This window comes from Kingella bonacorsii, assembly GCF_016623605.1.
GTDB classification, from domain to species: Bacteria; Pseudomonadota; Gammaproteobacteria; order Burkholderiales; family Neisseriaceae; genus Kingella_B; species Kingella_B oralis.
This window is the reverse complement of the sequence record NZ_JAEHNZ010000001.1, coordinates 34,629-56,968: the sequence shown is the minus strand read 5'-3', so window position 1 is coordinate 56,968 and position 22,340 is coordinate 34,629. Positions and strand designations below refer to the sequence as shown.

Below are 22,340 nucleotides of genomic sequence, written 5' to 3'. Positions count from 1 at the left end.
CATCCGCTGGGTTTCGTTTACATCAAGCCAAGCCCATCAAAGCTGGCTCATCTTCATCCGGATAAACTGCCGGTTGCCCGAGTTTTCAGGCAATTTATCCAACGCCAGTTTATACGCCTCGCCCGCTTCTTTGGCTTTACCTTGCGCCGCGAACACATCACCTTTGGTTTCGTTAATCAACGGCTGATACGGCTCGCTCACAGGCATGGCAAGCGTTTTAAGCGCGTCGTCGTATTTTTTCTGCTGAATGTAAACATTCGCCAAATTCTGCATCGCGGCAGCCTGAAAAACGGGCGTTTTGTCGTTTGCCAGCACCCATTGATACGCCTTCGCCGCATCATCCAGCTTGCCCGCTTGGAACAACGCCGCCGCCGTTTGCAAGCTGGCTTGCGTGGTTGCCGTATCTTTGGGGAACTGCTGTTGCAACGCCGCCAATTTCGCCGCATCGCCTTTCACCTGCGCCGCCAGTTGCGCCGCTTGCGCGCTGCCTTGATGCACGCGCCCTTGATACGCCACATAGCCCACATAGCCCAACGCGCCCGCCACCAGCACCACCGCCACCCATTTGCCGCCGCTGTGCCAAATATGCTTCGCCGTGTTGATGTTTTCTTGTTCGTCGTGATAACCCGCCATTATTGCGTACTCCATTCGTTTAATTGTTGAACTAGCTCATCGGCGGCAACGGTTGTTTGCCCGCGCCCGCCGCGTAAGTCTTTAATTGTAACCGTATTTTGCGTCACTTCGTTTTCCGCAATAATCACGGCAAACGCCGCGCCCGATTGGTCGGCGCGTTTAAACTGGTTTTTCAGCTTGGTGCTGCCTGAAAACTGCGCCACGTTAAACCCCGCGCCACGCAAGGTTTGCGCATGTTTCATCGCGGCCAACGTTGCGCCCTCGCCCTGCTGCATCACAAACACATCGGGCACGAAATCGGCTTTCAGGCTGCCGTAATCGCGCACCAGCAGCAGCAGCCGCTCGATGCCCATCGCAAAGCCGATAGACGGCGTGGCGCGTCCGCCCAGCTCTTCCATCAAGCCGTCGTAACGCCCGCCGCCGCACACGGTGGCCTGCGCGCCCAGCTTGTCGGTGGTCCATTCAAACACGGTGTGGTTGTAGTAATCCAAGCCGCGCACCAAGCGTGGGTTTTCTATGTATTTGATTTGCAAGCCATCCAGCAGCGATTTGAACGTATTGTAGTGCTGCAAAGATGCTTCGCCCAAATAATCCAGCAGGCGCGGCGCGGCGTTGCAGATGTCTTGCAAGGCGGGATTTTTGCTGTCTAACACGCGCAAGGGGTTGGTGTGCAAACGGCGTTTGCTGTCTTCATCCAACTCCGCTTCGTGTTGCGACAAATAGGCAACCAAAGCGGCGCGGTGGGCGGCGCGCTCTTCGCGGTTGCCCAAACTGTTGATTTCCAGCGTCAATTGCCCGCTGATGCCCAATTCGCGCCACAAATCGGCGCACATGGCGATGATTTCCGCGTCAATATCGGGGTCGGCAAAGCCCAAGGCTTCGATGCCCACTTGGTGAAACTGGCGGTAACGCCCTTTTTGCGGACGCTCGGCGCGGAACATCGCTCCCATGTACCATAATTTTTGCGGCGCGGCGTAGGTTAAATCGTGTTCCACCACCGCGCGCAGGCAGCTTGCCGTGCCTTCGGGGCGCAGGCTGAGGCTGGTTTCGCCCGCGTTGTCGTTAAACGTGTACATTTCCTTGCCCACCACATCGGTTTCTTCGCCGATGGAGCGCACAAATAGATTTGTGTGTTCCACAATGGGCGTGCGGATTTGCTTGTAGCCGAACCGTTGCGTCCATTTTTGCACTTGGTTTTCAAAGGCTTGCCAGAAATCGGCAGTGAGCTTGAAGTCTTTTTGTTCAACGGGCAGAAGGTCGTTCATGCCTTTAACGGATTGGATTTTTTGGGACATAACTTTGCTTTCTTAGAAAATTTCGGTTTTCAGGCTGCCTGAAAAAATTAAAGTGTTCGTAAATACACGATGAGGCAGATTACAGCCACAGCCAGCATTGCCAGCAGCCAAAAATGTCTTTTGGAAAAAGACGAGCGTATCGCCACATCGGGCAGGAAATTCACTTGTTTTTTGGCTTGGTAGCGCAAAAAATGGGGCAGCAGCGCGGCGGCGGTCAAATAGACTAGCAAAATGGTTGCGCTGCGGTGATCATCAGATGCCAATACCGAGCTGATGATGTGCAAACACCCTATAAACCCCGCAGCTGTGCCGATTACAAACGCCCAAATGCGTACAACCTGCTGCCAATTAACTGGCAGTTTTTCATATTGGTACTGCGTGTTGAAAAGACCGCTTTCCGAATAAAAAATGCGCGCGCTGTATAAAGGGATAATGGGCAAAAAGGCGAGAATAATCCAATAGGTGGTAACGAACGAGCCGTCTGGTTGGTAATCGCATTCGCCGTAAAATGTTGTGCCGAAGCCGTTGATTGATGACATGTTGTTTTTCAGGCTGCCTGAATGTGTAAAATGGCGGCGATTATACCCGATTTCCCCGAAAACACGCATGAAACCCACCAATCCGCTGCCGCTTTTGGGCGGCATCAAACCCAGCTACCTCAACCTACCACACGACAAGCAATACATCGGCAAGCCGCTGCTGTGCTATTTGCGCGCCCGCTTTCCGTTTATCGCCGAGAATATTTGGCGCGCGCGGCTCAACAGCGGCATGGTGGTGAACCAGCGCGGCGAGCCGTTGCACGAAAATGTGTTGTACCAAGCGGGCGAAACCCTTTTTTACTACCGCGAAATCAGCCGCGATGCCGAGCCGCGCATCCCGTTTGACGAAAAAATTTTGTGGTTGGACAACGATTTAATCGTGGTGGACAAGCCGCATTTTTTGCCCGTTACCCCCAGCGGGCGATTTTTGCGCGAAACGCTGCTCACGCGCCTACGGCTGCATCCCGATTTGCAGCATCTGAACACGGCAGACATCACGCCGTTGCATCGTTTGGACAAAGACACCGCAGGCGTGATGCTGTTTTCGCATAATCCCGCCACCCGCGCGGCGTATCACACGCTGTTCCCCAGCCATGCCATCCAAAAAACCTACCACGCACTCGCACCCACGCGCTTGGATTTGCCCTATCCACTCACCGTGCGCACGCGCCTTGTGCCTAGCGAGCCGTTTTTCTTGATGCGCGAGGCGACGGGCGAAGCGAATACGGAAACGCGCGTTCGCCTGCTGGAACCGCGCGGCGAAGTGAGCCTATACGAATTGCAGCCGGTTACCGGCAAAAAACACCAGCTGCGGGTGCAGATGATGGGGCTGGGCATGCCGTTGCTGAACGACGCGCTGTATCCCGTGGTGCAGCCTGAAAACGGCGACGATTACAGCAAGCCGTTAAAACTGCTGGCAAAGCGGTTGGCGTTTATTGACCCGCTAACGGGCGCGGCACGGGCGTTTGAAAGCGGACAGGATTTGTGATTGGCAAACGGGATTAAGGCAGCCTGAAAGGTGTCGGCGACGGCGTTTTCAGGCTGCCTTTGTTTTTAGCAGCGCACGGCTTGCGGGCAAGCCGTAGGAGCGCGGGGTCGGCTTTTCAAGCTGCCAAACATCGCGCCCGCGTTCAGCGAAAGCCCGAAGGCAGCCTGAAATCCATGGTTGAAAACCTTTGGAGCGGTCTGCGTTGCGAAGCTGAAAGGCGGGGCAACGGCAGAGGCAGCCTGAAAACAAGAAACGCCGTCATGCCCGCGTGGGCGAAAATTTTGTTTGATATTCAGGAATAACCGTAAAAACAAAATGTTGCCGTAGGTCAGGCATCAATGCCCGACCTGTTTGCGTTTTGCCCAGATTTCAGGCTGCCTTAATGCGTTTGGGCAGCCTGAAACGGCAAACCTGTATTTGTATGGATGACGGCGCACACGGCTTTTATTCGTCTGCATCCCCGTCATCCCACGCGTGTTTCACGGCATGGTTGGCGGTGTCAAAATCAAAGCCGCGATAGACCAGAAAGCGCAGTTGCTTTTGTTTTTCGGCGTAATCGGCGGGCGGCGCGGGGTATTTTTTGCGCAGCACTTGGTTGGCATGCGCTTGCTCGGCGCGGGCATCGGGCAGGTGTTCGCGGATAAGCACTTCGTCGATGCCTTGCGCGGCAAGGGCTTGTTTGAGCCGTTGCGTGCCGTGTTTTTGGCTTTTGCTGTGGATGTAGGCTTCGGTGTAGCGTTCGTCGGATTGCCAGTTGCGCCGGGCAAATTCGGCGAGCACGGCTTCCAGTTCGTCGGGGTCTTCAGCATAGGGGGCGAGTTTGCGGTAGAGCTGTTGGCGGCTGACTTCGCGGCGGGAGAGGATGTCTAGGGCGCGGGCGCGTAGGGATTTGGTGGGTCGCATGGTGGTGGGGGTGATGGGGTTGAGGCAGCCTGAAAAAACAATATACGGGGGCGTGGCTTTGCGGCATGGCGTGGAATGTTGCCAAACGGGGCGTGGGCGAGCGCATACACGCAACGGGTATCGTTGTCATTTTGGCTTGTTGTAAAACGGTATTCGGAAATCTGTTTTCAGGCTGCCTGATCGGGTGTGTAAACAAGATTAGGCAGCCTGAAATCTAAAATGGCGCGGCAATGGCTCGTCGCCAAATGGCGTATTCAATGGCGTTTTGCCGGTTGGCAGGAAAATGTCGGCGAGCCGCCGACGCGCCATTGGTTACAGTTTTTGCAAAGGTTTCAGGCTGCCTTATGCGGGCGGATTACTCTTCTTCGGACTTTTGCGGGCGCAAATGGGTGTAAATATCGGGCAGGGCGTTAATCGTCCAATCGGGCTTGGTGGCGGGGTCTTGGCTTAATTGCGCCATGTCGCCGTAGCCAAAGGTTACGCCCACGGCGATGCTGCCTGCGGCTTTGGCGGAGATGATGTCGTTTTTGGAATCGCCCACCATGATGATGTTTGCCACGTTCACGCCGAGCACTTGGGCAACGTGGCGCAGCGGCTCGGGGCTGGGTTTTTTTTCGGGCAGGGTGTCGCCGCCGATGATGATGCTGAAATAGCCGTCCAGCTTCAAGGCTTTGAGCAGTTTCACGGCGAGGATTTCGTTTTTGTTGGTGATGACGGCAAGCGGGATGCGCAGCGATTGCAGCAGCGCCAAGCCCGCTTCGGTTTCGGGGTAGGCGCGGGTGCGGTCGGCGATGTGGTCGGCGTAGTATCGGACAAAGGCGGTGTAGCCTTGTTGCCATTGCGCTTCGGGGGCGGTGCCTTGCGGGTTGTCGGTGAGGGCGCGGTGTACCAGCACGCCGATGCCGTCGCCCACATAGCTTTGCACGGTGGCAGCGGGCAGGGTTGCCATGCCCAGCGTTTGGCGCATGGCGTTGGCGGCGGCGGCAAGGTCGGGGATGGAATCGCAGAGTGTGCCGTCTAGGTCAAAGGCGACGGCTTGGATTTGAGTAGTCATAAATTTTTCCTTTTTGTAAACAGGCTATTGAGGCAGCCTGAAAATGATTTTGGGCGGGTTGGCAAGGTGATGATGCAACGGCAAAACCCGTTTTCAGGCTGCCTCTGTTGGCTTCACCACCGCCGAAACTTTAATTTCCACCAACCATCCCTCCTTTGCCAGCTTCGCTTCCACGCAAGCGCGCGCAGGCGGGTTTGCCGCATCCACCCAAGCGTCCCATGCCGCGTTCATCCCCGCATAATCCGCCATGTTCGCCAGAAAAATCGTCGCTTCCACAATATGCGTCTTGTCCGAGCCGCATTGCGCCAGCCACGCATCAATCTGGCGCAACACATCCGCCGTTTGCGCCGTGATGTCGCCGTCTGTTTCAGGCACCATGCCCGATAAAAACACAAAACCATTGGCAACCACCGCTTCCGACAAGCGCGCGCCGCAGCCAAACCGTTCAACAGCCATCGCAAACCCTTTCGTTTACATCGTTTAACAAGCCGCCATTCTACCACGCAGCCTGAAAACCGCAGGCTTCAACAGCGTTAAAACAGCGCGCAGCAGCAAAGCGAAAACGCCCCCGCATCATGCTATCATTGCGCCCGTTGTTTCCCCACCCCAACCCGTTTTCAGGCTGCCTACCATGACCGCTCCCACCCCGCTCAACCCACTCACCATCCCCGTTCACGGCATCCACCTTATCGAAGCCAGCGCAGGCACAGGCAAAACATGGAACATCGCCGCCCTGTTCACCCGCCTCGTGCTGCTGGAAAAACAAAACGTAGAAAAAATCCTCGTGGTAACGTTTACCAAGGCCGCCACCGCCGAACTCAAAACCCGCCTGCGCGCCCGCCTGGACCAAGCCCTCACCGCGCTTAAACGCACGCCCAACGCCCAAACGCAGCCTGAAACCCTGCGCCAAAACAGCCTAGACGACAAAAACCGCCCCGACGACTTCCTCTTCCACCTGCTCACCCAAGCCCTAGCCAGCGAAAGCCAAGAACGCTTGCAACTGCGCCTAACCGCCGCCATCAGCAATTTTGACAACGCTGCCATCTACACCATCCACGGCTTCTGCCAACGCATCCTGCAAGACTTCGCCTTCTACTGCCAAACCCCCTTCAACATCCAGCTCAACGAAGACCCCAACGACAACCCCAACCTCATCGCCATCCAAGACTACTGGCGCACCCAAATTGCCCCCAACCCCGTCCAAGCCCAGCTTGTCTATCAGCACAACCAAACCCCCGAAAAACAACTGCAAGCCCTATCCCCCTACCTAGCCCGCCCCTATTTGCAATTAAGGCAGCCTGAAAACGAGTGTAACGAGTTTCGGCGAAGCCAAAACGCCCACATCGCCCAAACCCAGCAAGCCTTTCAACAAGCATGGCAACACGTTTGCGCCCAGCTTCCCCAAATCCAAGCCGCCTTCTGGCAACTGCATCCCCATCTCAACAAACAAAGCTACAACGCCGCCCGCTGCGAAGACCGCTTCGCCCGGCTCCACCAATTTTCAGGCTGCCCCAGCCCCGCAACCATCTGGCAACTGCTCACCGAAAGCAGCCACACCCAAGCCATCTTCACCGCCGAATTTCTGCAAAGCAAAGCCAACCAAGACAAAAAATCCAAGCAAAAAATCCAACTGCCCGCCGAGCCGCTTGCTCTAATCGACACCACCCTCGGCGCACTCGCCACCGCCGCCCAAGCCCATATCCAAGCCGAAAGCCAAGCCCTAATCCAACTCTCCCACAACATCATCCACTACCTGCGCGCGCAAAACGAAGCCGACAAAAAAACCAGCCCCAACCGCCAATTCGACGACCTGCTGCTGGATGTCTACCACGCCCTCAGCCCCGAAAAACCCCACGCCCAAGCCCTAGCCCGCGCCCTATCCGCCAACTGGCAAACCGCCCTCATCGACGAATTTCAAGACACCGACCCCCTGCAATACGCCATCTTCCAAGCCGCCTTTATGCAACCCCAAAGGCAGCCTGAAAACGAGTGCAACCAAAATAAAACCGCCTTCTACATGGTCGGCGACCCCAAACAAGCCATCTACAGCTTCCGCGGCGCAGACATCTACGCCTACCTAGCTGCCGCCGACACCACCCCCCCCCCCAACCGCCACACCCTCAGCCAAAACCACCGCAGCCACGCCGCCCTCGTCCACACCGTCAACGCCCTGTTTTCCCGCCCCAACCCCTTCGCCCTGCCCCAAATCCCCTACACCCCCGCCCGCGCCGCCCGCAGCCAGCACACTGCCCGCCGGCACCGCCCCCCTGCGCCTCACATGGCTCAACCAAGACCCCACCGCCGACAACAGCGACCCCTTAGCCCAACGCGCCGCCCAATGGTGCGCCCAAGAAATCGCCGTTACTTTACACGCCCACGCTCAAGGCAAAACCCCCATCAGCGCAGGGCAAATCGCCATCCTCGTGCGCACCCGCAAAGAAGGCACGCTGATGCAACGCCAGCTCAAAACGCACCACATCCAAAGCGTGCTCCTGAGCCGCGACAGCATCTACGCCGAAGAAGAAACCCAAGCCGTCTACGCCCTCATCAGCTTCATCCTCAACCCCCAGCGCACCCAACACCTCATCTACCTGCTTTCAGGCTGCCTCTACAACCACACTGCCGCCCAAATCCAACAGCTCAACCAAAACGAAGCCCAGCTCACCCAATGGACCGATGCCGCCAACCAAGCCGCCCAAACATGGCAACAACACGGCGTTTACACCGCCCTGCAACAATTTCTCCGCCAATCCCAAGCCGAAACCACCCTGCTGTCCCAACGCAACGACCGCACCCTCACCAACCTCCACCAAATCCTAGAAATCCTAGCCACCCAAGACGAAAAAGGACAGCCCCCCAGCGCGCTGCAACAATGGCTCGGACAACAAATCCAAGCCAGCCAAAACCACGCCAACCCCCAAGACCACGCCCTGTTGCGCCTAGAAAGCGACGAAAACCTCGTCAAAATCGTAACCATGCACGCCGCCAAAGGGCTGCAATACCCCGTCGTATACTGCCCGTTCGTCTGGAAAGCCCGCAACCAACAGCCCCCCGAATGGCAAATCATCCACCAAAACCACCAAGCCCAGCTCATCCACAAAACCCAGCTCACCGACAGCGACCAACAACAAGCCCAAACCGAACAACGCTCCGAAGATCTACGCCTGCTCTACGTCGCCCTCACCCGCGCCGAAGAACAGCTTAACGTTTACATCGCCAGCTACCAACACACCGCAGACAGCCCGCTTGCCTACCTCATCCAACATCAGCAGCCTGAAAAAGACAAAAACACCAACAAGGACGAATACGCCCACATCCAAGCCCAAGCCTACCGCCAAAGCTGGCAAAACTTCATCGCGCAACACCCCGAGCACATCCAATGGCACGACACCCTAACCCTGCCCACCTACACAGGCAGCCTGAAAACCGAAAACACCAACCAAGCCCAACCCCATAACACCCAACCCACCTACCAAGCCACCGCCATCCCCCCCCGCAGCTACCGCAGCCCCCAGCACACCAGCTTCACCGCCCTCAGCCGCCACAGCACCGCCCTCCCCAGCGAACAAACCCGCTAGACCCTGGCGAACAAACCGCCCAAGCCCAAAATTCACAAGGCAGTCTGAAACCAGACGCCCCCCCCACCATCGCCCAATTCCCCCAAGGCACAGCCGCAGGCATCTGCCTGCACAGCCTATTGGAACGCTACCCCTTCGCCCAACCCGGGCGGCAAAACCTCCCCCTCATCCAAACCACCCTAGACCAACACAACATCAACAGCCAACAATGGCAAGACACCATCGCCCAGCTGATTGAAGACACCCGCCACACCCCCCTCTTGCCCCGCACCAGCCTCAGCACCCTGCCCCCGCAAAATATCCTCACCGAATTCGGCTTCCTGCTGCACACCCGCAACTTCACCCTAGGCAGCCTGAAAACATGGTTTGCCCAACACAGCAAGCTCCCCCCCGAAATCATCGCCGCCGCGCAAAACCTCAGCTTCCGCGACGTGCAAGGCTACATCAACGGCTACATAGACCTGCTCGCCCAAACCGAAACAGGCGATACCCTCATCATCGACTACAAATCCAACTGGCTGGGCAACAGCCCCAGCGACTACACCCAAGCCGCGCTCAACCAAGCCGTTGCCCAACATCACTACGCCCTACAAGCCCTGCTCTACGCCATCGCCACCGCCCGCTATCTCACCAGCCGCAACGCCCAGCCCGCCACCCTCCACATCCGCTATCTCTTCCTGCGCGGTCTGGACGGCATCACCAGCAACGGCGTATGGCAATGGGACATCCCCACCAGCAGCCTGAAACAATGGTTGTAAGCAAGAGGGTTGCGAACAAGCAGGGCAACGACCGCCAGCCCGACCACCGTTTTCAGGCTGCCGTTTAACCCGCCCCAAAAGGCAGCCTGAAACCCTTGCGAACCCAATGCCGACACGGAGCAGCGACGGCTCGCCAACATTTTGCCGACGCGCAACGCACGCTTTAAACAGAAACGCACCATTCCAATTTCAGGCTGCCTTTAATGCAGCCTGAAAACACCCAGCAGAGGGCAGACAACTCGCTTGCCCGCCAAAATACCCACCCCCACGGCAAACAAATTAACCGCCCCAAGTTTGAACGCGGGCGCAATAACAGGCAGCCTGAAAACCATCCCGCGTCCCCTACGGCTTGCCCGCAAGCCGTGCGCCGGCTAAAAATACCAAGGCAATTGCAGGTCGGGCATTTATGCCCAACCGACCGGGTTTTGTAAAAGTTTCAACCGACAAAAGGCAGCCTGAAAACGAATGCACACGTTTTCAGGCTGCCTTTTTCGCAGACAAACATTTGAATGCACTAGATTTGAATGCGCCCGCCAACCGATTTCGTTGGATGGGCGAACAACGCTTGGGCTTCATTGAAGCTACGGGTTTTCAGGCTGCCTCTTCACACCGGCGCCAACAGCATCAGCCGCTTACCAACCAATATGCCTCAATCCAATGCTCTGCAATTCAACCCTCTTTGGCGACGAGCCACCGCCGCTCCATGCCCCGCTTACCGCTCTAACATTTTCAGGCTGCCGCAACAGTTTCCAAACACAAATGCAGCCTGAAAACGCATCCAACACGTTTTCAGGCTGCCTCCTATCCCCATCCCAAGCACAACAAGCAACAAAGCATTGCCAACACACCAACAATCACGCCTCGCTACAAAGCGAGCATGTTTCAACACACAGCCTCCTGAAAGCGGCTGTCTGAAATGCGCTACGTCAGCCTGTGCAGCGGCGTGGTTTCAACACACAGCCGCCCGTAGGCGGCTGGAAAAGTCATGCTTGCGAAACGTCCCGTAACGCAAGTTTCAACACACAACCGCCCGAAGGCGGCTGCCCCGCGCGCTACCACGCCTCAATCCGACGCTCTGCAATTCAACCCTCTTTTGGCAACGCGCCCCCGCCGCTCCATACCCCGCCCATCGCACCAACATTTTCAGGCTGCCGCACAGATTGCCCGAAACCGCAAAGGCAGCCTGAAAAACGAATGCACACGTTTTTCAGGCTGCCTTTACATCACCCCACCCAATAAGCATCGCCAGCCCGCCAACCAAAGCCAATATTCCGCGCCATTCAAACACGCCTTTTGGCAATGGGCAATGAGCCGCCGCCGTTCCATGCCTTGCCAACCGCAGCACCGTTTTCAGGCTGCCTATTTTTTCTTGTCCTTGGCTTTTGCAGGCGGCTTGCTGTTGGGTTTCGCAGCGGATTTGTCGCCGGCTTGGGGTTTGGCTTTTTCAGGCTGCTTATTGCTCGGCTTGGCTTTTTCAGGCTGCCTTACCGGCTGGGCGGCGAGTTTCGCAGTGGATTTGACAGCAGGTTTGGCAACGGGCTTAACGGCGGGTTTAACAGGCTTGGCTTTGGGCAATGCGATGCGCGGTTCGTGTTTGGCTTCGTTGCGGCTTTCGGGTTTTTCGGGCGCGGGGGCAACCGCAGGGGCGGCGGGCCGGGCGACGGGTTTGGGCTTGGGCGCGGCTTGGGCTGGAGCGGGCGCGCTGTTGTCGTTTTCAGGCTGCGTGTCGGGCTGGGCGATAAACCATTGCCATTGCTGCTTCAAGGCGCTGCTGATGGCTTTTTGTTTTTCTTCGGCGGTGGTGCTGCCCGATGTGATTTGTTGGAAATTAAGGCTCACGCTGGGGTTGTCCATTTTGCCGCTGACGCGGATGGGCAGGGCTTGGCTTTCGGCGTTGCCTTTGAAGCGGATGTCTTCGGTGATTTCGTTGCTGGCAAGGTTGAGCTTGCCGCTGCTGGTCATGGTGGCGGCGGGCCAGGTAAACGCGGCTTGGGCGCTGTGGCTGCTGATGCCGTTTTGGATGTTGGCTTCCAGCACAAAATGGCTGAACGGCATGGCGGTGGCTTCGGCTTCGGGCGTGCTGTTGCCGATGCCGGCGAGCAGGTTGCGGATGCGGTTGAAGCTGATGCCCGACCATTCGCCGTCGTTAATATCCAGTTTCACGCTGCCGTTGAGGCTGGCGAGCATTTCGTCGGGGCTGCTGCCTTGCGCGGTGAGGGCGAATTCGGCGGTGCCTTTGCCGCTAATGCGGCTTTGTTTGAACAGGTCTTGCAGCATGGGGTGGATTTGCACGCCTTCGGCTTTTTGGTGGAGCTGGTAGGCGATGGGGGTGCGGTTTTGGATGATGAGGCTGCCGTCGGTGCGCCCGCTGTATAGGTCGGCGGTGAGCGGGGCGAGGATGATGGATTCGGCGCTGGCGTTGATGCCGGCGTGGATATTGTCGATTTGGGCGCGGGGGGTTTCCAGCGTGCCGATGTCGGCGTCGATTTGGTAGGTGAGCGGGGCGGCGGGGAAGATTTGGCTGATGTCGCTGGTGGTGGGGTTGCTTTTGATGAGCGCGGCGTAGTTTTTGGTGTTGAGCTTGGCGATTTTCAGGCTGCCGCTGATGTGGTTTTCGTTGCGCGCCAGCGCGATGTTGGCGGGTTGCTTGTCAAACAGCCCTTGCAGTTGGATTTGCCAGTTGGCGAGGTGGGCAAATTTCAGGCTGCCTTCCATTTCGCTGGCGAAGCGGGGCGTGCCTTGGGGGGTGGTTTGGGTGCTGATGAATTTGAGCTTGTTGAGCTGCAAGCCGCCGGCGCTGCGCCAGACAAGTTCGGATTTGGCGTTGATGTCGAGGCTGTCTTGCCCGCGGCTGCGGGTGTTGAGGTCTAGGTTGATTTCGTCGCTGTGCAGTTCGTTGTCTTGCCATTGGGCTTGAGCGGCGGCGAGTGTGCCTGTGGGCTGGTTGGGGTGGCTGGGGGCGGTGAAGACAGCGTTGATGCCTGTGAGTTTGGTGTCGCCAAAGCGGCTGGCGAGTTTGGTGATGCTGATATTGAAGGTGCTGTTGTGGCGATGGCTGGCGATTTCTAGCTTGCTGTTTTCGGCGATGAAGTCTTGCTCTTGCCATGCAGCGTTGGTTTTCAGGCTGCCTGAAAAGGTGTAGCCGTTTTCTTTGCCGTTGAATTTGACGGCGAGCTTGGGAAACTGCTGGCTGTTGGGGCTGCTGATGGTGTCGCCTGTGGCGGTGAGTTGCAGGTTTTCCCAATAGGGCGAATGGGCGTGGGCTTCTAGCTGGTAGCCGATGGTGCTGGCGTTTTGGCGCGATAGGGCAAGGTTGATTTGGCTGAATGCAAATTCGCCTTGCTCGGCATCGCGCACGATTAGGCTGCCACGGTTGATTTGCACGCGGTTGAACACGGCGGGGCGTTGGTTGCGGGTTTGCCATAAATCGGCAATGTTCCAACGCCCTTGGTTGTTGCGCACCAACAGCGCGTTGACATCGTTGAGCACCAGTTTTTCAATGGTCGGCTCGCTAATCAGGCTGCTCCAACCGATGCCGATTTTGACTTCTTGCGCGCGCAGGGCGGGGGCTTTGCCATCGGCTTCGCTGAGCACTACGTTGTGCAAAATGATGGTGGGGCGCGGGAACAGGCTGCGCTCAATGTGCGCGTCAAATTGCACGGTGCGCCTTGTGCCTGCTAGGGCTTCGCGGGCGCGTTGCTGCAAGGCTTCGTGTTCGGATACGCGATACAACGCCGCCGAGCCGCCCAAATACACGCCCGCCACAATCAGGCACGCAACCAAAGCCATGCGGCTGATGCGCCAGTGTGCGGGGGAAAGGTGGAATTTGGGCAATGAAGACATGGGCTGCGCGTGCGGGAAACGAGAAAGATTGGCATTTTAGCAAATTTTGCCGGCGGGCGTGGGCGTAAGCTGTGTTGTGGTGGCGGCAGCCTGAAAAGCAAAGCTAAAAACCACAGCAAGCATGCCCGCTCTGCGCCGTTTGCCATTAAAATCCCGCCCGCAAACATACGCCCCAGAAAGCCCCCCCATGCAGCCTGAAACCCCCATCGCCGCCTACCGCGCCGCCCGCGCCGCCGCCGACCAATCCTTCCGGCAAAACCGCCGCCCCTATCTCTATTTCCGCCGCCACACCGCCGCCGCCGATGCCCTGCTGGTTGCCCTGTGGCAACAGCATTTTTCAGGCTGCCCACACCTTTGCCTGCTCGCCACCGGCGGCTACGGGCGCAGCGAACTCTACCCCCATTCCGATTTAGACATCGCCATACTTTCCCCCGCCGAACTCACCGAGCGCGAGCAAGACAGCCTCGCCCGATTCATCCAAACCCTGTGGGACGGCAAACTCGCCCCCGCACCGCAATCAGGCAGCCTGAAACAAATCCTCCAAGCCGCGCAAGACGACTTAACCGCCAGCACCGCCCTGCTGGAAGCCCGCCCCCTATGCGGCAACACCGCCCTCGCCCGACAAGCCATCCGCACCGCCCGGCAACAGCGCGAAATCGTCCCGTTCATTGAAAGCAAACTGCTGGAAATGCAGCAACGCCACGCCAAGCAGCCCAGCCAAACGCTGGAACCGCACATCAAAAACGGCATCGGCGGCCTGCGCGATTTGCACGTTATCAACTGGCTCGCCCGCGTGCAAAACCTCAATCTTGCCGCCCCCGCAGCCGCCCGGTCCGCCATCATTACACCCGCCGAAGCCAAGCTGCTGCGCCACAGCCACCGCACCCTCGCCCAACTGCGCATCGCCATGCACCTTGCCGCCCAACGCGAAGAAGACCGCCTCACCTTTGACCTGCAACACACCCTCGCCCAACAAAACCCGTTTTCAGGCTGCCCCACCCCCGTAAACACATCCCCCCAAGGCAGCCTGAAAACCGCAGGCTTCAACGAAGCCAAAACCGCCATAGAACACCTGATGCACCCCTACTACCGCACCACCAAAACCATCCAACAGCTCAGCGGCATCCTCATCCCCATGCTGCGCGAACGCATCTACTCCCCCCTGCCCAGCATCGCCCGCCCCATTAACGAACACTACACCCAAATCAACCACACCCTCGCCGCCAACAACCTCTCCCTGTTCACCGAACAGCCCGAACACATCCTCATCCTCCCCCACATCCTGCAAACCCACCGCGACATCAACCAAATCGCCCCCAAAACCCTACGCGCATGGTGGGCGGCCGCGCAAAAGCTAGACCACCGCTTCAACCAACACCCCGCCCACCGCGCCCAATTCCTCCAATTTTTCCAAACCAACGAAGGGCTCACCCACACCCTGCGCCTGCTCAACCTCTACGGCATCCTCGCCCGCTACCTGCCCCAATGGCACAACATCGTCGGGCTATTGCAACACGACCTCTACCACATCTACCCCGTAGACGACCACATCCTCACCACCCTCGCCCACCTACGCCGCCTCGCCCAAGAAGAACACAGCCACGAAAACCCCGCCCTCTCCACCCTCATGCAACACCACCCCAAGCAACCCATCCTCTACCTTGCCGCCCTGTTCCACGACATCGCCAAAGGACGCGGCGGCGACCATGCCCAACTCGGCGCACAAGATGCCGCCCAATTCGCCCAAGCCCACCAACTTTCCCCCTACGACAGCGACCTGCTCATATGGCTCGTGCGCGAACACCTGCTCATGTCGCAAACCGCGCAAAAAGAAGACATCAGCGACCCCGCCGTCATCCAAAAATTCGCCCGGCGCGTGCAAAGCCAAGAAAAACTAGACTCGCTCTACCTGCTCACCGTCTGCGACATCCGTGCCACCAATCCCAAAATCTGGAACACATGGAAAGCCCAACTGCTAGACCAGCTCTACCACAGCACCCGCGCCCAGCTTTCAGGCAGCCTGAAAACCACCAGCATCCACGACCGCTACCAACACGCCAGCCAAATCCTCGCAGAGCAAAACCACAGCCCCCAAACCATCCGCCGCCTATTCAACACCCTCGGCGCAGCCTACTTCGCCCGCCACAACAGCCCAACCATCGCCCGCCAACTCCCCCAAATCGCCGCCCAGCCCCACCAACCCCACGCCAGCATCACCCCCGAGCCCAACGGCAACTGGCGCATCCTCGTCTATATGCCCAATAAGACCGCCTGTTCACCCGCCTATGCCGCCTATTCGGGCAACACCAGTTTGACATCGTCGCCCGCGCCTTCATCACCGCCACGATTTCATTTAGATAACTTCATCATACCCCCGCCCCACCACAGCGGCGAAGAACTGCACCAACCGCACCACCCTGCAACACCCAATTTGCCCACGCAACATCCCCACCAACGCCCCACACAAACCCAACCAGCCGCCGCGCCTGCTCCCCCTTGCCCCCAGCGTCAGCATCCAGCCCGAAGAACCCCCGCTACACCATCCAAATCATCGCCGCCAACCGCCCCCACCTGCTCGCCGACCTCACCGAAGTCTTCGCCCAGCACAACATCCGCCTGTTCTACGCCAAAATCGCCACCCTCGCCGACCGCGCCGAAGACAGCTTTCTCGTAGAAAACAGCGAACTCGCCAACCCCAGCAAAGAATTCGCCCTCAAACGCGACTTGCTCGCCGCAATGGAATAAGCCATGCTCCCGCCTATAGGCAGCCTGAAACCTGAATCCGAAATAAAACGGCAACAGCCCGCCGCGCCATTTCAAATTTCAGGCTGCCGCACGATTCTTGCCCAAGTTTCAGGCTGCCCCACCTTTTGGCAGCCCACTCTATTTTTGATATGATGCCGCCTGTTTTTTCTTAACCCGAAAGCCACAAAATGAAACAAACCGCCCTTGCCGCCTTCTGCGCCGCCCTAGTCCTCACCGCCTGCTCGCAAAGCGACCCCGCCCAACCTGCCGCCTCCGCAGCGTCTGCCGCCTCTGCCGTTGCCAACAGCAGCTGCGAAATGCCTGCGCTAGACAGCCAAGTGAAACAAATCGTGCAAGACACCATCGGCAACAACGCCAAACGCCTTGCCAACGCCAACGACTACATCGATGCCGACAAACTCATCGCCCTAGCCGCGCAATTAAACGTAACCGCCAGCAACGCCCAAGCAGGGCAAATGCCCGAAACCTGCCAAGCGCAAGTCGCCATCGCTATCCCCGAAAACCTCATCAAGCAAGCCCAAACCAACGCCCCCCTGCTGCAAAGCGAAGCCCCACAAGACATCATCAGCCGACACCTCACCGGCGGCAACGGCACATTCAGCAACCACACCCTCAGCTTCCCGCTGAACTATGCCGTCAAAAACAACCAATTCGCCCCCACCGATAACAACCTCACAGGCGCAGCCAATCTGCTTGCCGACGCCCTCGCCGCCTACGGCGTAAAAGACACGCTCAACGTGAACGGCAAAAACGTGAGCCGCGCCGAAGCCCTCAAACTGCTCAAACAAAAAGACCAGCCCAAAGCCGAAGAAGCCTCCATTCCCGCGCCGCAAGCCGTTCCCCCGATTGACAACATCCCCGAGCCGCCCAAGCCCGAAGATTTGCGCAAAGCCGTGCCCGCGCCCAAAACCGACGCGCCGGACAACAGCGCAACGGCTTCCGCCCCGGTTAAACCGCAGCCTGAAAAACTCACGCCGCCCGTAGAAAAACCAAACAGCGTAAACAGCAAAGAGCTGGATGCCGCGCGCGAAGCCAACAGCAAAGCCGACCAATCCATCAAATCCGCATGGCGCAAAATTGACCCCCAAGTGCAACAAGACCTTGTGGACGAACAGCGCGAATGGGAAAGCAAAAAACGCGCCAACTGCCGCAACGCCGCCGCCAAAGGCAAAAGCGCAACCGAAAGCCAATACCTGCAACTGCAATGCGACACCCGCATGACGCGCGAGCGCGTGCAATATTTAAAAGGGTACAGCATCGAATAACGCCGCACGCAACCGCAGCCTGAAACTTTCAGGCTGCCTTCTTGTGTACAGCCCTTTTTGTTTATCAAGCCGCCGCGCAAACCCTTATCTCCACAGCCACGCAGCCTGAAAATCAAACGCAATAGCGATGCGGCACCCCCAACCGCATTTTCAGGCTGCCTCAAAAGAGACCGCTCATGACCGACATCCTAGCCAAAATCCTCGCCACCAAAGCCGAAGAAATCGCCGCGCAAAAAGCCGAAATCTCGTTAGAAAACATGAAAGTGCAAGCGCGCACCGCCGAACCACCACGCGACTTTATCGCCGCCATCCGCGCCAAACACGCCGCCCGTCAGCCCGCCATCATCGCCGAAATCAAAAAAGCCAGCCCATCCAAAGGCTTAATCCGCCCCGATTTCCACCCCGACGAACATGCCAAAGACTACGAAGCCGCAGGCGTTGCCTGCCTATCCGTGCTCACCGATGAGCCCTATTTTCAAGGCTCGCCCGTTTACCTGCGCCAAGCCCGCGCTGCCGTGTCCCTGCCCGTGCTGCGCAAAGACTTCATCATCGACGAATACCAAATCTACCAAGCCCGCGCATGGGGCGCAGATGCCGTGCTGCTCATCGCCGCCGCGCTGGACGAAACCGCGCTGTTGCATCTGGAAGGCGTGGCGCATAGCCTGAACATGGCGGTACTGGTGGAGCTGCACGACGAAAGCGAAGTGCAAAAATGCGCCCGCATGACCACCCCCCTGCGCGGCGTAAACAACCGCAATTTGCACACCTTTGAAGTGGACTTGCAGCAAACCATCGCCCTGTTACCGCAGCTGGGCGACAGCATCGTGGTAACCGAAAGCGGCATCACCAGCAAAGACGACGTGCAACGGATGCAGCAGCACGGCGTAAACACGTTTCTCATCGGCGAAACCTTTATGCGCGCCAATGACATCGTTGCCGAAGTACGGAAACTGTTTTGATGAAACGCCCGCCCGTTAAGCTCAAACCCGAACACGCCCTGCCGCTGATATTGCTTGCCGTGGTGCTGTCGCTCACGTTTATTTTCAGCTTGCGCAGCAAATTGCGCCAACCGCCCGCGCCTGCTGTCGCTTCCGCGCCGCGCACGGCTTCTGATGCCGCCGCCAAAGATTATTCTTGGGTGCAAAACACCGCGCAAGACGACATTCTCAACGCCCGCCGCGCCGCCAAAGAGCAAGTGGGCGCATCCGACATCGCCGCATGGGCAAACACGCCGCCGCCCGCCGACACCCCCGCCGCGCCGCCCGAAGCCCTGCCCGAAAACCTGCCGCCCCTGCCCGACACCTGCGAACGCTACTACCAACGCGTAGACCAATGCTTTGCCCAGCAAGGCGAAGATGCCGAAGCCCTGCGCGCCTCTAACCAAGATTTGCGCGTGGAACTGGCACGCAGTCGCCCCACCGAAAACGAATGCGCGGCACTCAACCGCAGCTTTGACACCCTCGCGCCCACATTGGGCTGCCGTTAATTGAATCGTTTTCAGGCTGCCTTATGCCCAAGGCAGCCTGAAAACCATAAATCAAACCGCCTATTAGGCAGCCTGAAAGCCCCCACCATGAAACTCGCCTTCTTCATCCTCAAACTACTCGGCAAGCTCCCCCATTCCGCCCTGCGCGCCCTCGCCCGCCTGCTCGGCTGGCTATGCTACTGGCTGGTTGCCCCGCGCCGCAAAGTCGGGCAAACCAACCTTGCCCTATGCTTCCCCGAAAAAAGCCAAGCCGAGCGCGACCGAATCCTGCGCCAACACTTCTACCACATGGCGCTTTTGGTGCTGGAATACGGCAAATACTGGTACGCCCCCGCCGCCGAACTGCGCCAAATGGTGCATTACCAAGACAAATACATCCTCGATGAAGCCCTTGCCGCAGGCGAAAAAGTCATCCTGCTCTATCCCCATTTCACCGCCTTTGAAGCCGCTGTTTACGCGCTCAACCAAGACGTGCCGCTGATTAGCGTGTATTCCCACCAAAAAAACGCCGCGCTGGACGCGCAAATCCTGCATGGGCGACATCGTTACAACAACGTCTTTCTCGTGGGGCGCACCGAAGGCTTGCGCAGCATCATCAAACATATCCGCAGCGAAGCCGCCCCGTTTCTCTATCTGCCCGACCAAGACTTCGGCGCAAAAGACTCGCTATTTATAGACTTCTTCGGCGTTCAAGCCGCCACCATCGCAGGGCTGCCCCGCATCGCCCAAATGACCCACGCCAAAATCATCCCCGCCATCCCCACGCGCCAAGCCGATGGCACAGTATTGCTGCGCTTTTACCCCGCATGGGAAAACTACCCCAGCGCCGACCTTGCCGCCGATGTACGCCGCATGAACGCCTTTATTGAAGAGCGCGTGCGCGAACACATTCCGCAGTATTACTGGCTGCACAAACGCTTCAAAACGCGCCCCGCTGGCGAGCCATCGTTTTACGCCAAATAGGCAGCCTGCGTAGCGCAGCGGAGTTGCGAAGCTAAAACCAATGAAACGGCATTTCACGTTTTCAGGCTGCCTCAGCCATTTTGAAAACCAGTGCACGGCTTGCCGGCAAGCCGTAGAAACGCACATCGGCATTCAAGCGTTCCAACATCGCGCCCGCGCCGCACGCTCCGCACCACACAGCCCGCCCAAATAACCAAATCGTCTAACAAACATAAACACAAAATCTTTTTCAGGTTGCCCAAACCCTCCTACAATCCGCCCGTCTTTTTCACCCAAACATAAGGAACACAACATGGCACGTTTAACCGTACACACCGTAGAATCCGCCCCCGAAGCCGCCAAAGCCCGCGTAGAAGCCGCGCAAAAAGCCAACGGCTTCATCCCCAACCTCATCGGCGCACTCGCCAACTCCCCCCAAGCCCTCACCTTCTACCAAGAAGTCGGCAAACTCAACAACGAAAACTCACTCACAGGCGGCGAGCGCGAAGTCATCCAAATCATCGCCGCCCGCACCAACCAATGCGGCTTCTGCGTGGCAGGGCACACCAAGCTGGCAACGCTGAAAAAACTGCTGTCCGAACAAGCCATCAAAGCCTCGCGCGATGTGAACCCCGCCGAGTTCGACGATGCCAAACTCAAAGCCCTTGCCGATTTCACCATCGCCGTGATGGCAAACAAAGGCGCGGTTTCCGATGCCGAACTTGCCGCGTTTGTGGCAGCGGGCTACCGCAAAGAACAAGCCGTGGATGTAGTGATGGGCGTGGCGCTGGCAACCTTGTGCAACTACACCAACAATTTGGCGCAAACCGACATCAACCCTGAATTGCAAGCCTACGCCTAACGGCAAGCGGCGCAAACCAAAGGCAGCCTGAAAATGGGTTTATTCATTTTCAGGCTGCCTTTAAATGTAAATATGGTTACGGAGGATTTTGCCGCAGGCGGTTTGTCGCTTAGGTTTGCCGCATATCGCAAGCAAAGGCAAGATTTTACCCCGCGCAAGAAACGGTTTCAGGCTGCCTTTAAGCATTAAGGCAGCCTGAAATCTAAAATAGCGCGGCAAAGGTGCATGGCCAAATGGCGTATTCAATAGGGCTTTAAGAAGCGGCATGATGTCGGCGCGCCGCCAACACGCCATCGCGGTCGCAGGTTTCACAAAAGTTTCGTTTCAGGCTGCCGACCCGCGCCCGCATTAAGGCAGCCTGAAACGCAATTCAGCGCAGCTGAAACCACCTCGCCTAAACATCCGCGCAAACAACAAAATCCCTTGTTGCGGGCAGCAAGGGATTTTTTCGCGCGGGCGATGCAAACGCCGTAGCGGGTTATACGTCAAATTCCAGATTATCAATCAAGCGCGTGTTGCCCAGCTTGGCGGCGGCAAGCGCCACCAGTTGTTTGTTGTCCGCTTGGGCGGTTTTCAGGCTGCCTCTTTGGCGGATTTCAACATAATCCACCGCCCAGCCGTGCGCGTGCAGTTCGTCGCGGGCGGCTTGGGCGAGCGCGGCGAAATCGCGGTTGCCCGCTTGCGCGCTTTGGGCGATGTTTTGCAAGGTGCGGTAAAGGCGCGGGGCTTCGGCGCGTTCGGCTTCGCTTAAATATTGGTTGCGGCTGGACAATGCCAAGCCGTCGGCAGCGCGCCCCGTGTTCACGGCAACAATGCGCACGGGAATGTTCAAATCGGCGACCATGCCTTGGATGATGGCGACTTGCTGGTAGTCTTTTTTGCCGAAGCAGGCGACATCGGGCTGCACGATGTTGAACAGCTTGCTGACCACGGTTGCCACGCCGCGAAAATGGATGGGGCGGGACACGCCGCACAACTCGTGTTTGAGCGCAGGCGGTTCAACGAAATATTGCTGCTCGCCTGTGGGATAGAGTTCGGCTTCATCGGGGGCGAAAACGGCGGCAACGCCTGCGGCGCGGAGTTTGTCGGCATCTTGCACCAGCGTGCGCGGGTATTGCTCAAAATCTTCGCCTTGCCCGAATTGGATGCGGTTCACAAAGATGCTGACCACAACGTGTTCGGCTTCTTGCTTGGCGCGCTCCACAAGGGCGAGATGCCCGTCGTGCAGGTTGCCCATGGTAGGCACAAAGGCGATGTTGGCAACGGTTTTGCGCCATTGGCGCAGCTCGGCGATGGTGTGGAAGATGTGCATGGTGGTGTCCTTACGGGTGGGTTTTGGGAAAAGGGTTTTGGCTACGCTGAACGGCGTTTCAGGCTGCCTTGATGGAGGGCATAGGCAGCCTGAAACCTTTGTAAAACCTAAGTAGT

General features: G+C 57.9%; 23 protein-coding genes and 1 pseudogene. 14 read left to right on the top strand and 10 right to left on the bottom strand.

Going from position 1 to position 22,340, the window contains the following annotated elements:
- Positions 1-36: 36 nt before the first annotated feature.
- From JDW22_RS00310 to JDW22_RS00300, 3 genes are read right to left on the bottom strand one after another with little or no spacing between them, the layout of a single operon-like run.
- On the bottom strand, positions 37-648 hold the full coding sequence (locus JDW22_RS00310; RefSeq protein ID WP_200520894.1) for a YfgM family protein: 612 nt from the start codon (positions 646-648) through the stop codon (positions 37-39).
- A complete protein-coding gene (gene hisS / locus JDW22_RS00305; protein ID WP_200520893.1) occupies positions 633-1,928 on the bottom strand; it encodes a histidine--tRNA ligase in 1,296 nt (431 codons plus the stop codon). Before hisS ends, JDW22_RS00310 begins: the two co-directional genes overlap by 16 nt.
- 47 nt (positions 1,929-1,975) lie before the next feature.
- A complete protein-coding gene (locus JDW22_RS00300; protein ID WP_200520892.1) occupies positions 1,976-2,467 on the bottom strand; it encodes a hypothetical protein in 492 nt (163 codons plus the stop codon).
- A gap of 67 nt (positions 2,468-2,534) precedes the next feature.
- On the opposite strand from JDW22_RS00300, the gene JDW22_RS00295 reads away from it, so the two are divergent.
- Entirely contained in the window at positions 2,535-3,455 is a 921-nt protein-coding gene (locus JDW22_RS00295) for a pseudouridine synthase (protein WP_200520891.1), read from the top strand.
- A gap of 65 nt (positions 3,456-3,520) precedes the next feature.
- Here the strand turns inward: JDW22_RS00295 and JDW22_RS00290 are convergent, their stop codons facing one another.
- The 4 genes from JDW22_RS00290 to JDW22_RS00275 form a co-directional block, all read right to left on the bottom strand.
- Positions 3,521-3,769 carry a hypothetical protein gene (locus tag JDW22_RS00290; RefSeq protein ID WP_200520890.1) on the bottom strand — a complete coding sequence of 83 codons (249 nt, stop codon included), beginning with the start codon at positions 3,767-3,769 and terminating at the stop codon, positions 3,521-3,523.
- A gap of 130 nt (positions 3,770-3,899) precedes the next feature.
- Positions 3,900-4,358, bottom strand: a complete 459-nt coding sequence (gene recX / locus JDW22_RS00285) for a recombination regulator RecX (protein WP_200521916.1) — start codon at positions 4,356-4,358, stop codon at positions 3,900-3,902.
- A 355-nt stretch (positions 4,359-4,713) separates the two neighbouring features.
- A complete protein-coding gene (locus JDW22_RS00280) occupies positions 4,714-5,412 on the bottom strand; it encodes a phosphoglycolate phosphatase (RefSeq protein WP_200520889.1) in 699 nt (232 codons plus the stop codon).
- 93 nt (positions 5,413-5,505) lie between these two features.
- Positions 5,506-5,868 carry a RidA family protein gene (locus tag JDW22_RS00275; RefSeq protein WP_200520888.1) on the bottom strand — a complete coding sequence of 121 codons (363 nt, stop codon included), beginning with the start codon at positions 5,866-5,868 and terminating at the stop codon, positions 5,506-5,508.
- A 175-nt stretch (positions 5,869-6,043) separates the two neighbouring features.
- Between JDW22_RS00275 and JDW22_RS14115 the strand changes: the two are divergent.
- From JDW22_RS14115 to JDW22_RS00235, 5 genes and pseudogenes are all read left to right on the top strand, one after another.
- A pseudogene (locus tag JDW22_RS14115) lies at positions 6,044-7,444 on the top strand (UvrD-helicase domain-containing protein); the annotation flags it as partial.
- A 49-nt stretch (positions 7,445-7,493) separates the two neighbouring features.
- Positions 7,494-8,990 carry a 3'-5' exonuclease gene (locus JDW22_RS00245; RefSeq protein ID WP_200521915.1) on the top strand — a complete coding sequence of 499 codons (1,497 nt, stop codon included), beginning with the start codon at positions 7,494-7,496 and terminating at the stop codon, positions 8,988-8,990.
- Between the two features lie 44 nt (positions 8,991-9,034).
- The gene (locus tag JDW22_RS00240; protein ID WP_268884211.1) at positions 9,035-9,748 is read left to right on the top strand and encodes a PD-(D/E)XK nuclease family protein; all 714 of its coding nucleotides are present in this window, start codon (positions 9,035-9,037) and stop codon (positions 9,746-9,748) included.
- Between the two features lie 243 nt (positions 9,749-9,991).
- Positions 9,992-10,123, top strand: a complete 132-nt coding sequence (locus tag JDW22_RS13805; RefSeq protein ID WP_268884199.1) for a hypothetical protein — start codon at positions 9,992-9,994, stop codon at positions 10,121-10,123.
- Between the two features lie 31 nt (positions 10,124-10,154).
- Positions 10,155-10,472, top strand: a complete 318-nt coding sequence (locus JDW22_RS00235; protein WP_200520886.1) for a hypothetical protein — start codon at positions 10,155-10,157, stop codon at positions 10,470-10,472.
- A gap of 635 nt (positions 10,473-11,107) precedes the next feature.
- Here JDW22_RS00235 and JDW22_RS00230 read toward each other — a convergent pair.
- Positions 11,108-13,591, bottom strand: a complete 2,484-nt coding sequence (locus tag JDW22_RS00230; RefSeq protein WP_200520885.1) for an AsmA family protein — start codon at positions 13,589-13,591, stop codon at positions 11,108-11,110.
- Between the two features lie 121 nt (positions 13,592-13,712).
- Here JDW22_RS00230 and glnD point away from each other — a divergent pair, with 121 nt between their 5' ends.
- From glnD to JDW22_RS00190, 8 genes are all read left to right on the top strand, one after another.
- Positions 13,713-16,265 (top strand): [protein-PII] uridylyltransferase, encoded by a 2,553-nt coding sequence (glnD, locus tag JDW22_RS00225; RefSeq protein WP_200520884.1) that lies wholly within the window; start codon positions 13,713-13,715, stop codon positions 16,263-16,265.
- A 74-nt stretch (positions 16,266-16,339) separates the two neighbouring features.
- Positions 16,340-16,489 (top strand): hypothetical protein, encoded by a 150-nt coding sequence (locus JDW22_RS00220; protein ID WP_200520883.1) that lies wholly within the window; start codon positions 16,340-16,342, stop codon positions 16,487-16,489.
- A 35-nt stretch (positions 16,490-16,524) separates the two neighbouring features.
- On the top strand, positions 16,525-17,622 hold the full coding sequence (locus tag JDW22_RS00215) for a lysozyme inhibitor LprI family protein (protein ID WP_200520882.1): 1,098 nt from the start codon (positions 16,525-16,527) through the stop codon (positions 17,620-17,622).
- A gap of 176 nt (positions 17,623-17,798) precedes the next feature.
- On the top strand, positions 17,799-18,581 hold the full coding sequence (gene trpC, locus JDW22_RS00210; RefSeq protein ID WP_200520881.1) for an indole-3-glycerol phosphate synthase TrpC: 783 nt from the start codon (positions 17,799-17,801) through the stop codon (positions 18,579-18,581).
- Positions 18,581-19,108, top strand: a complete 528-nt coding sequence (locus JDW22_RS00205) for a hypothetical protein (RefSeq protein ID WP_200520880.1) — start codon at positions 18,581-18,583, stop codon at positions 19,106-19,108. Before trpC ends, JDW22_RS00205 begins: the two co-directional genes overlap by 1 nt.
- A gap of 87 nt (positions 19,109-19,195) precedes the next feature.
- Positions 19,196-20,071 carry a lipid A biosynthesis lauroyl acyltransferase gene (locus JDW22_RS00200; protein ID WP_200521914.1) on the top strand — a complete coding sequence of 292 codons (876 nt, stop codon included), beginning with the start codon at positions 19,196-19,198 and terminating at the stop codon, positions 20,069-20,071.
- A 40-nt stretch (positions 20,072-20,111) separates the two neighbouring features.
- Entirely contained in the window at positions 20,112-20,264 is a 153-nt protein-coding gene (locus JDW22_RS00195) for a hypothetical protein (protein ID WP_200520879.1), read from the top strand.
- A gap of 99 nt (positions 20,265-20,363) precedes the next feature.
- The gene (locus JDW22_RS00190; RefSeq protein ID WP_003796645.1) at positions 20,364-20,912 is read left to right on the top strand and encodes a carboxymuconolactone decarboxylase family protein; all 549 of its coding nucleotides are present in this window, start codon (positions 20,364-20,366) and stop codon (positions 20,910-20,912) included.
- 60 nt (positions 20,913-20,972) lie between these two features.
- Here JDW22_RS00190 and JDW22_RS00185 read toward each other — a convergent pair whose 3' ends face one another.
- Positions 20,973-21,224 (bottom strand): hypothetical protein, encoded by a 252-nt coding sequence (locus JDW22_RS00185; protein WP_200520878.1) that lies wholly within the window; start codon positions 21,222-21,224, stop codon positions 20,973-20,975.
- 166 nt (positions 21,225-21,390) lie between these two features.
- Positions 21,391-22,224, bottom strand: coding sequence for a pantoate--beta-alanine ligase (panC, locus tag JDW22_RS00180; RefSeq protein WP_200520877.1), 834 nt, complete (start codon positions 22,222-22,224; stop codon positions 21,391-21,393).
- Between the last annotated feature and the right edge of the window lie 116 nt (positions 22,225-22,340).

Excerpts from the sequence above, each read along its gene's own strand:
- JDW22_RS00190 (WP_003796645.1), top strand. The coding sequence starts at position 20,364 with ATGGCACGTTTAACCGTACACACCGTAGAATCCGCCCCCGAAGCCGCC.
- JDW22_RS00280 (WP_200520889.1), bottom strand. The coding sequence starts at position 5,412 with ATGACTACTCAAATCCAAGCCGTCGCCTTTGACCTAGACGGCACACTC.
- JDW22_RS00235 (WP_200520886.1), top strand. The coding sequence starts at position 10,155 with ATGCCCAACCGACCGGGTTTTGTAAAAGTTTCAACCGACAAAAGGCAG.
- JDW22_RS00205 (WP_200520880.1), top strand. The coding sequence starts at position 18,581 with ATGAAACGCCCGCCCGTTAAGCTCAAACCCGAACACGCCCTGCCGCTG.
- recX (WP_200521916.1), bottom strand. The coding sequence starts at position 4,358 with ATGCGACCCACCAAATCCCTACGCGCCCGCGCCCTAGACATCCTCTCC.
- JDW22_RS00195 (WP_200520879.1), top strand. The coding sequence starts at position 20,112 with ATGAAACGGCATTTCACGTTTTCAGGCTGCCTCAGCCATTTTGAAAAC.
- JDW22_RS00220 (WP_200520883.1), top strand. The coding sequence starts at position 16,340 with ATGCTCCCGCCTATAGGCAGCCTGAAACCTGAATCCGAAATAAAACGG.
- JDW22_RS00275 (WP_200520888.1), bottom strand. The coding sequence starts at position 5,868 with ATGGCTGTTGAACGGTTTGGCTGCGGCGCGCGCTTGTCGGAAGCGGTG.
- trpC (WP_200520881.1), top strand. The coding sequence starts at position 17,799 with ATGACCGACATCCTAGCCAAAATCCTCGCCACCAAAGCCGAAGAAATC.
- JDW22_RS00230 (WP_200520885.1), bottom strand. The coding sequence starts at position 13,591 with ATGTCTTCATTGCCCAAATTCCACCTTTCCCCCGCACACTGGCGCATC.
- glnD (WP_200520884.1), top strand. The coding sequence starts at position 13,713 with ATGCCCGCTCTGCGCCGTTTGCCATTAAAATCCCGCCCGCAAACATAC.
- JDW22_RS00300 (WP_200520892.1), bottom strand. The coding sequence starts at position 2,467 with ATGTCATCAATCAACGGCTTCGGCACAACATTTTACGGCGAATGCGAT.
- JDW22_RS00215 (WP_200520882.1), top strand. The coding sequence starts at position 16,525 with ATGAAACAAACCGCCCTTGCCGCCTTCTGCGCCGCCCTAGTCCTCACC.
- JDW22_RS00200 (WP_200521914.1), top strand. The coding sequence starts at position 19,196 with ATGAAACTCGCCTTCTTCATCCTCAAACTACTCGGCAAGCTCCCCCAT.
- hisS (WP_200520893.1), bottom strand. The coding sequence starts at position 1,928 with ATGTCCCAAAAAATCCAATCCGTTAAAGGCATGAACGACCTTCTGCCC.
- panC (WP_200520877.1), bottom strand. The coding sequence starts at position 22,224 with ATGCACATCTTCCACACCATCGCCGAGCTGCGCCAATGGCGCAAAACC.
- JDW22_RS00310 (WP_200520894.1), bottom strand. The coding sequence starts at position 648 with ATGGAGTACGCAATAATGGCGGGTTATCACGACGAACAAGAAAACATC.
- JDW22_RS00295 (WP_200520891.1), top strand. The coding sequence starts at position 2,535 with ATGAAACCCACCAATCCGCTGCCGCTTTTGGGCGGCATCAAACCCAGC.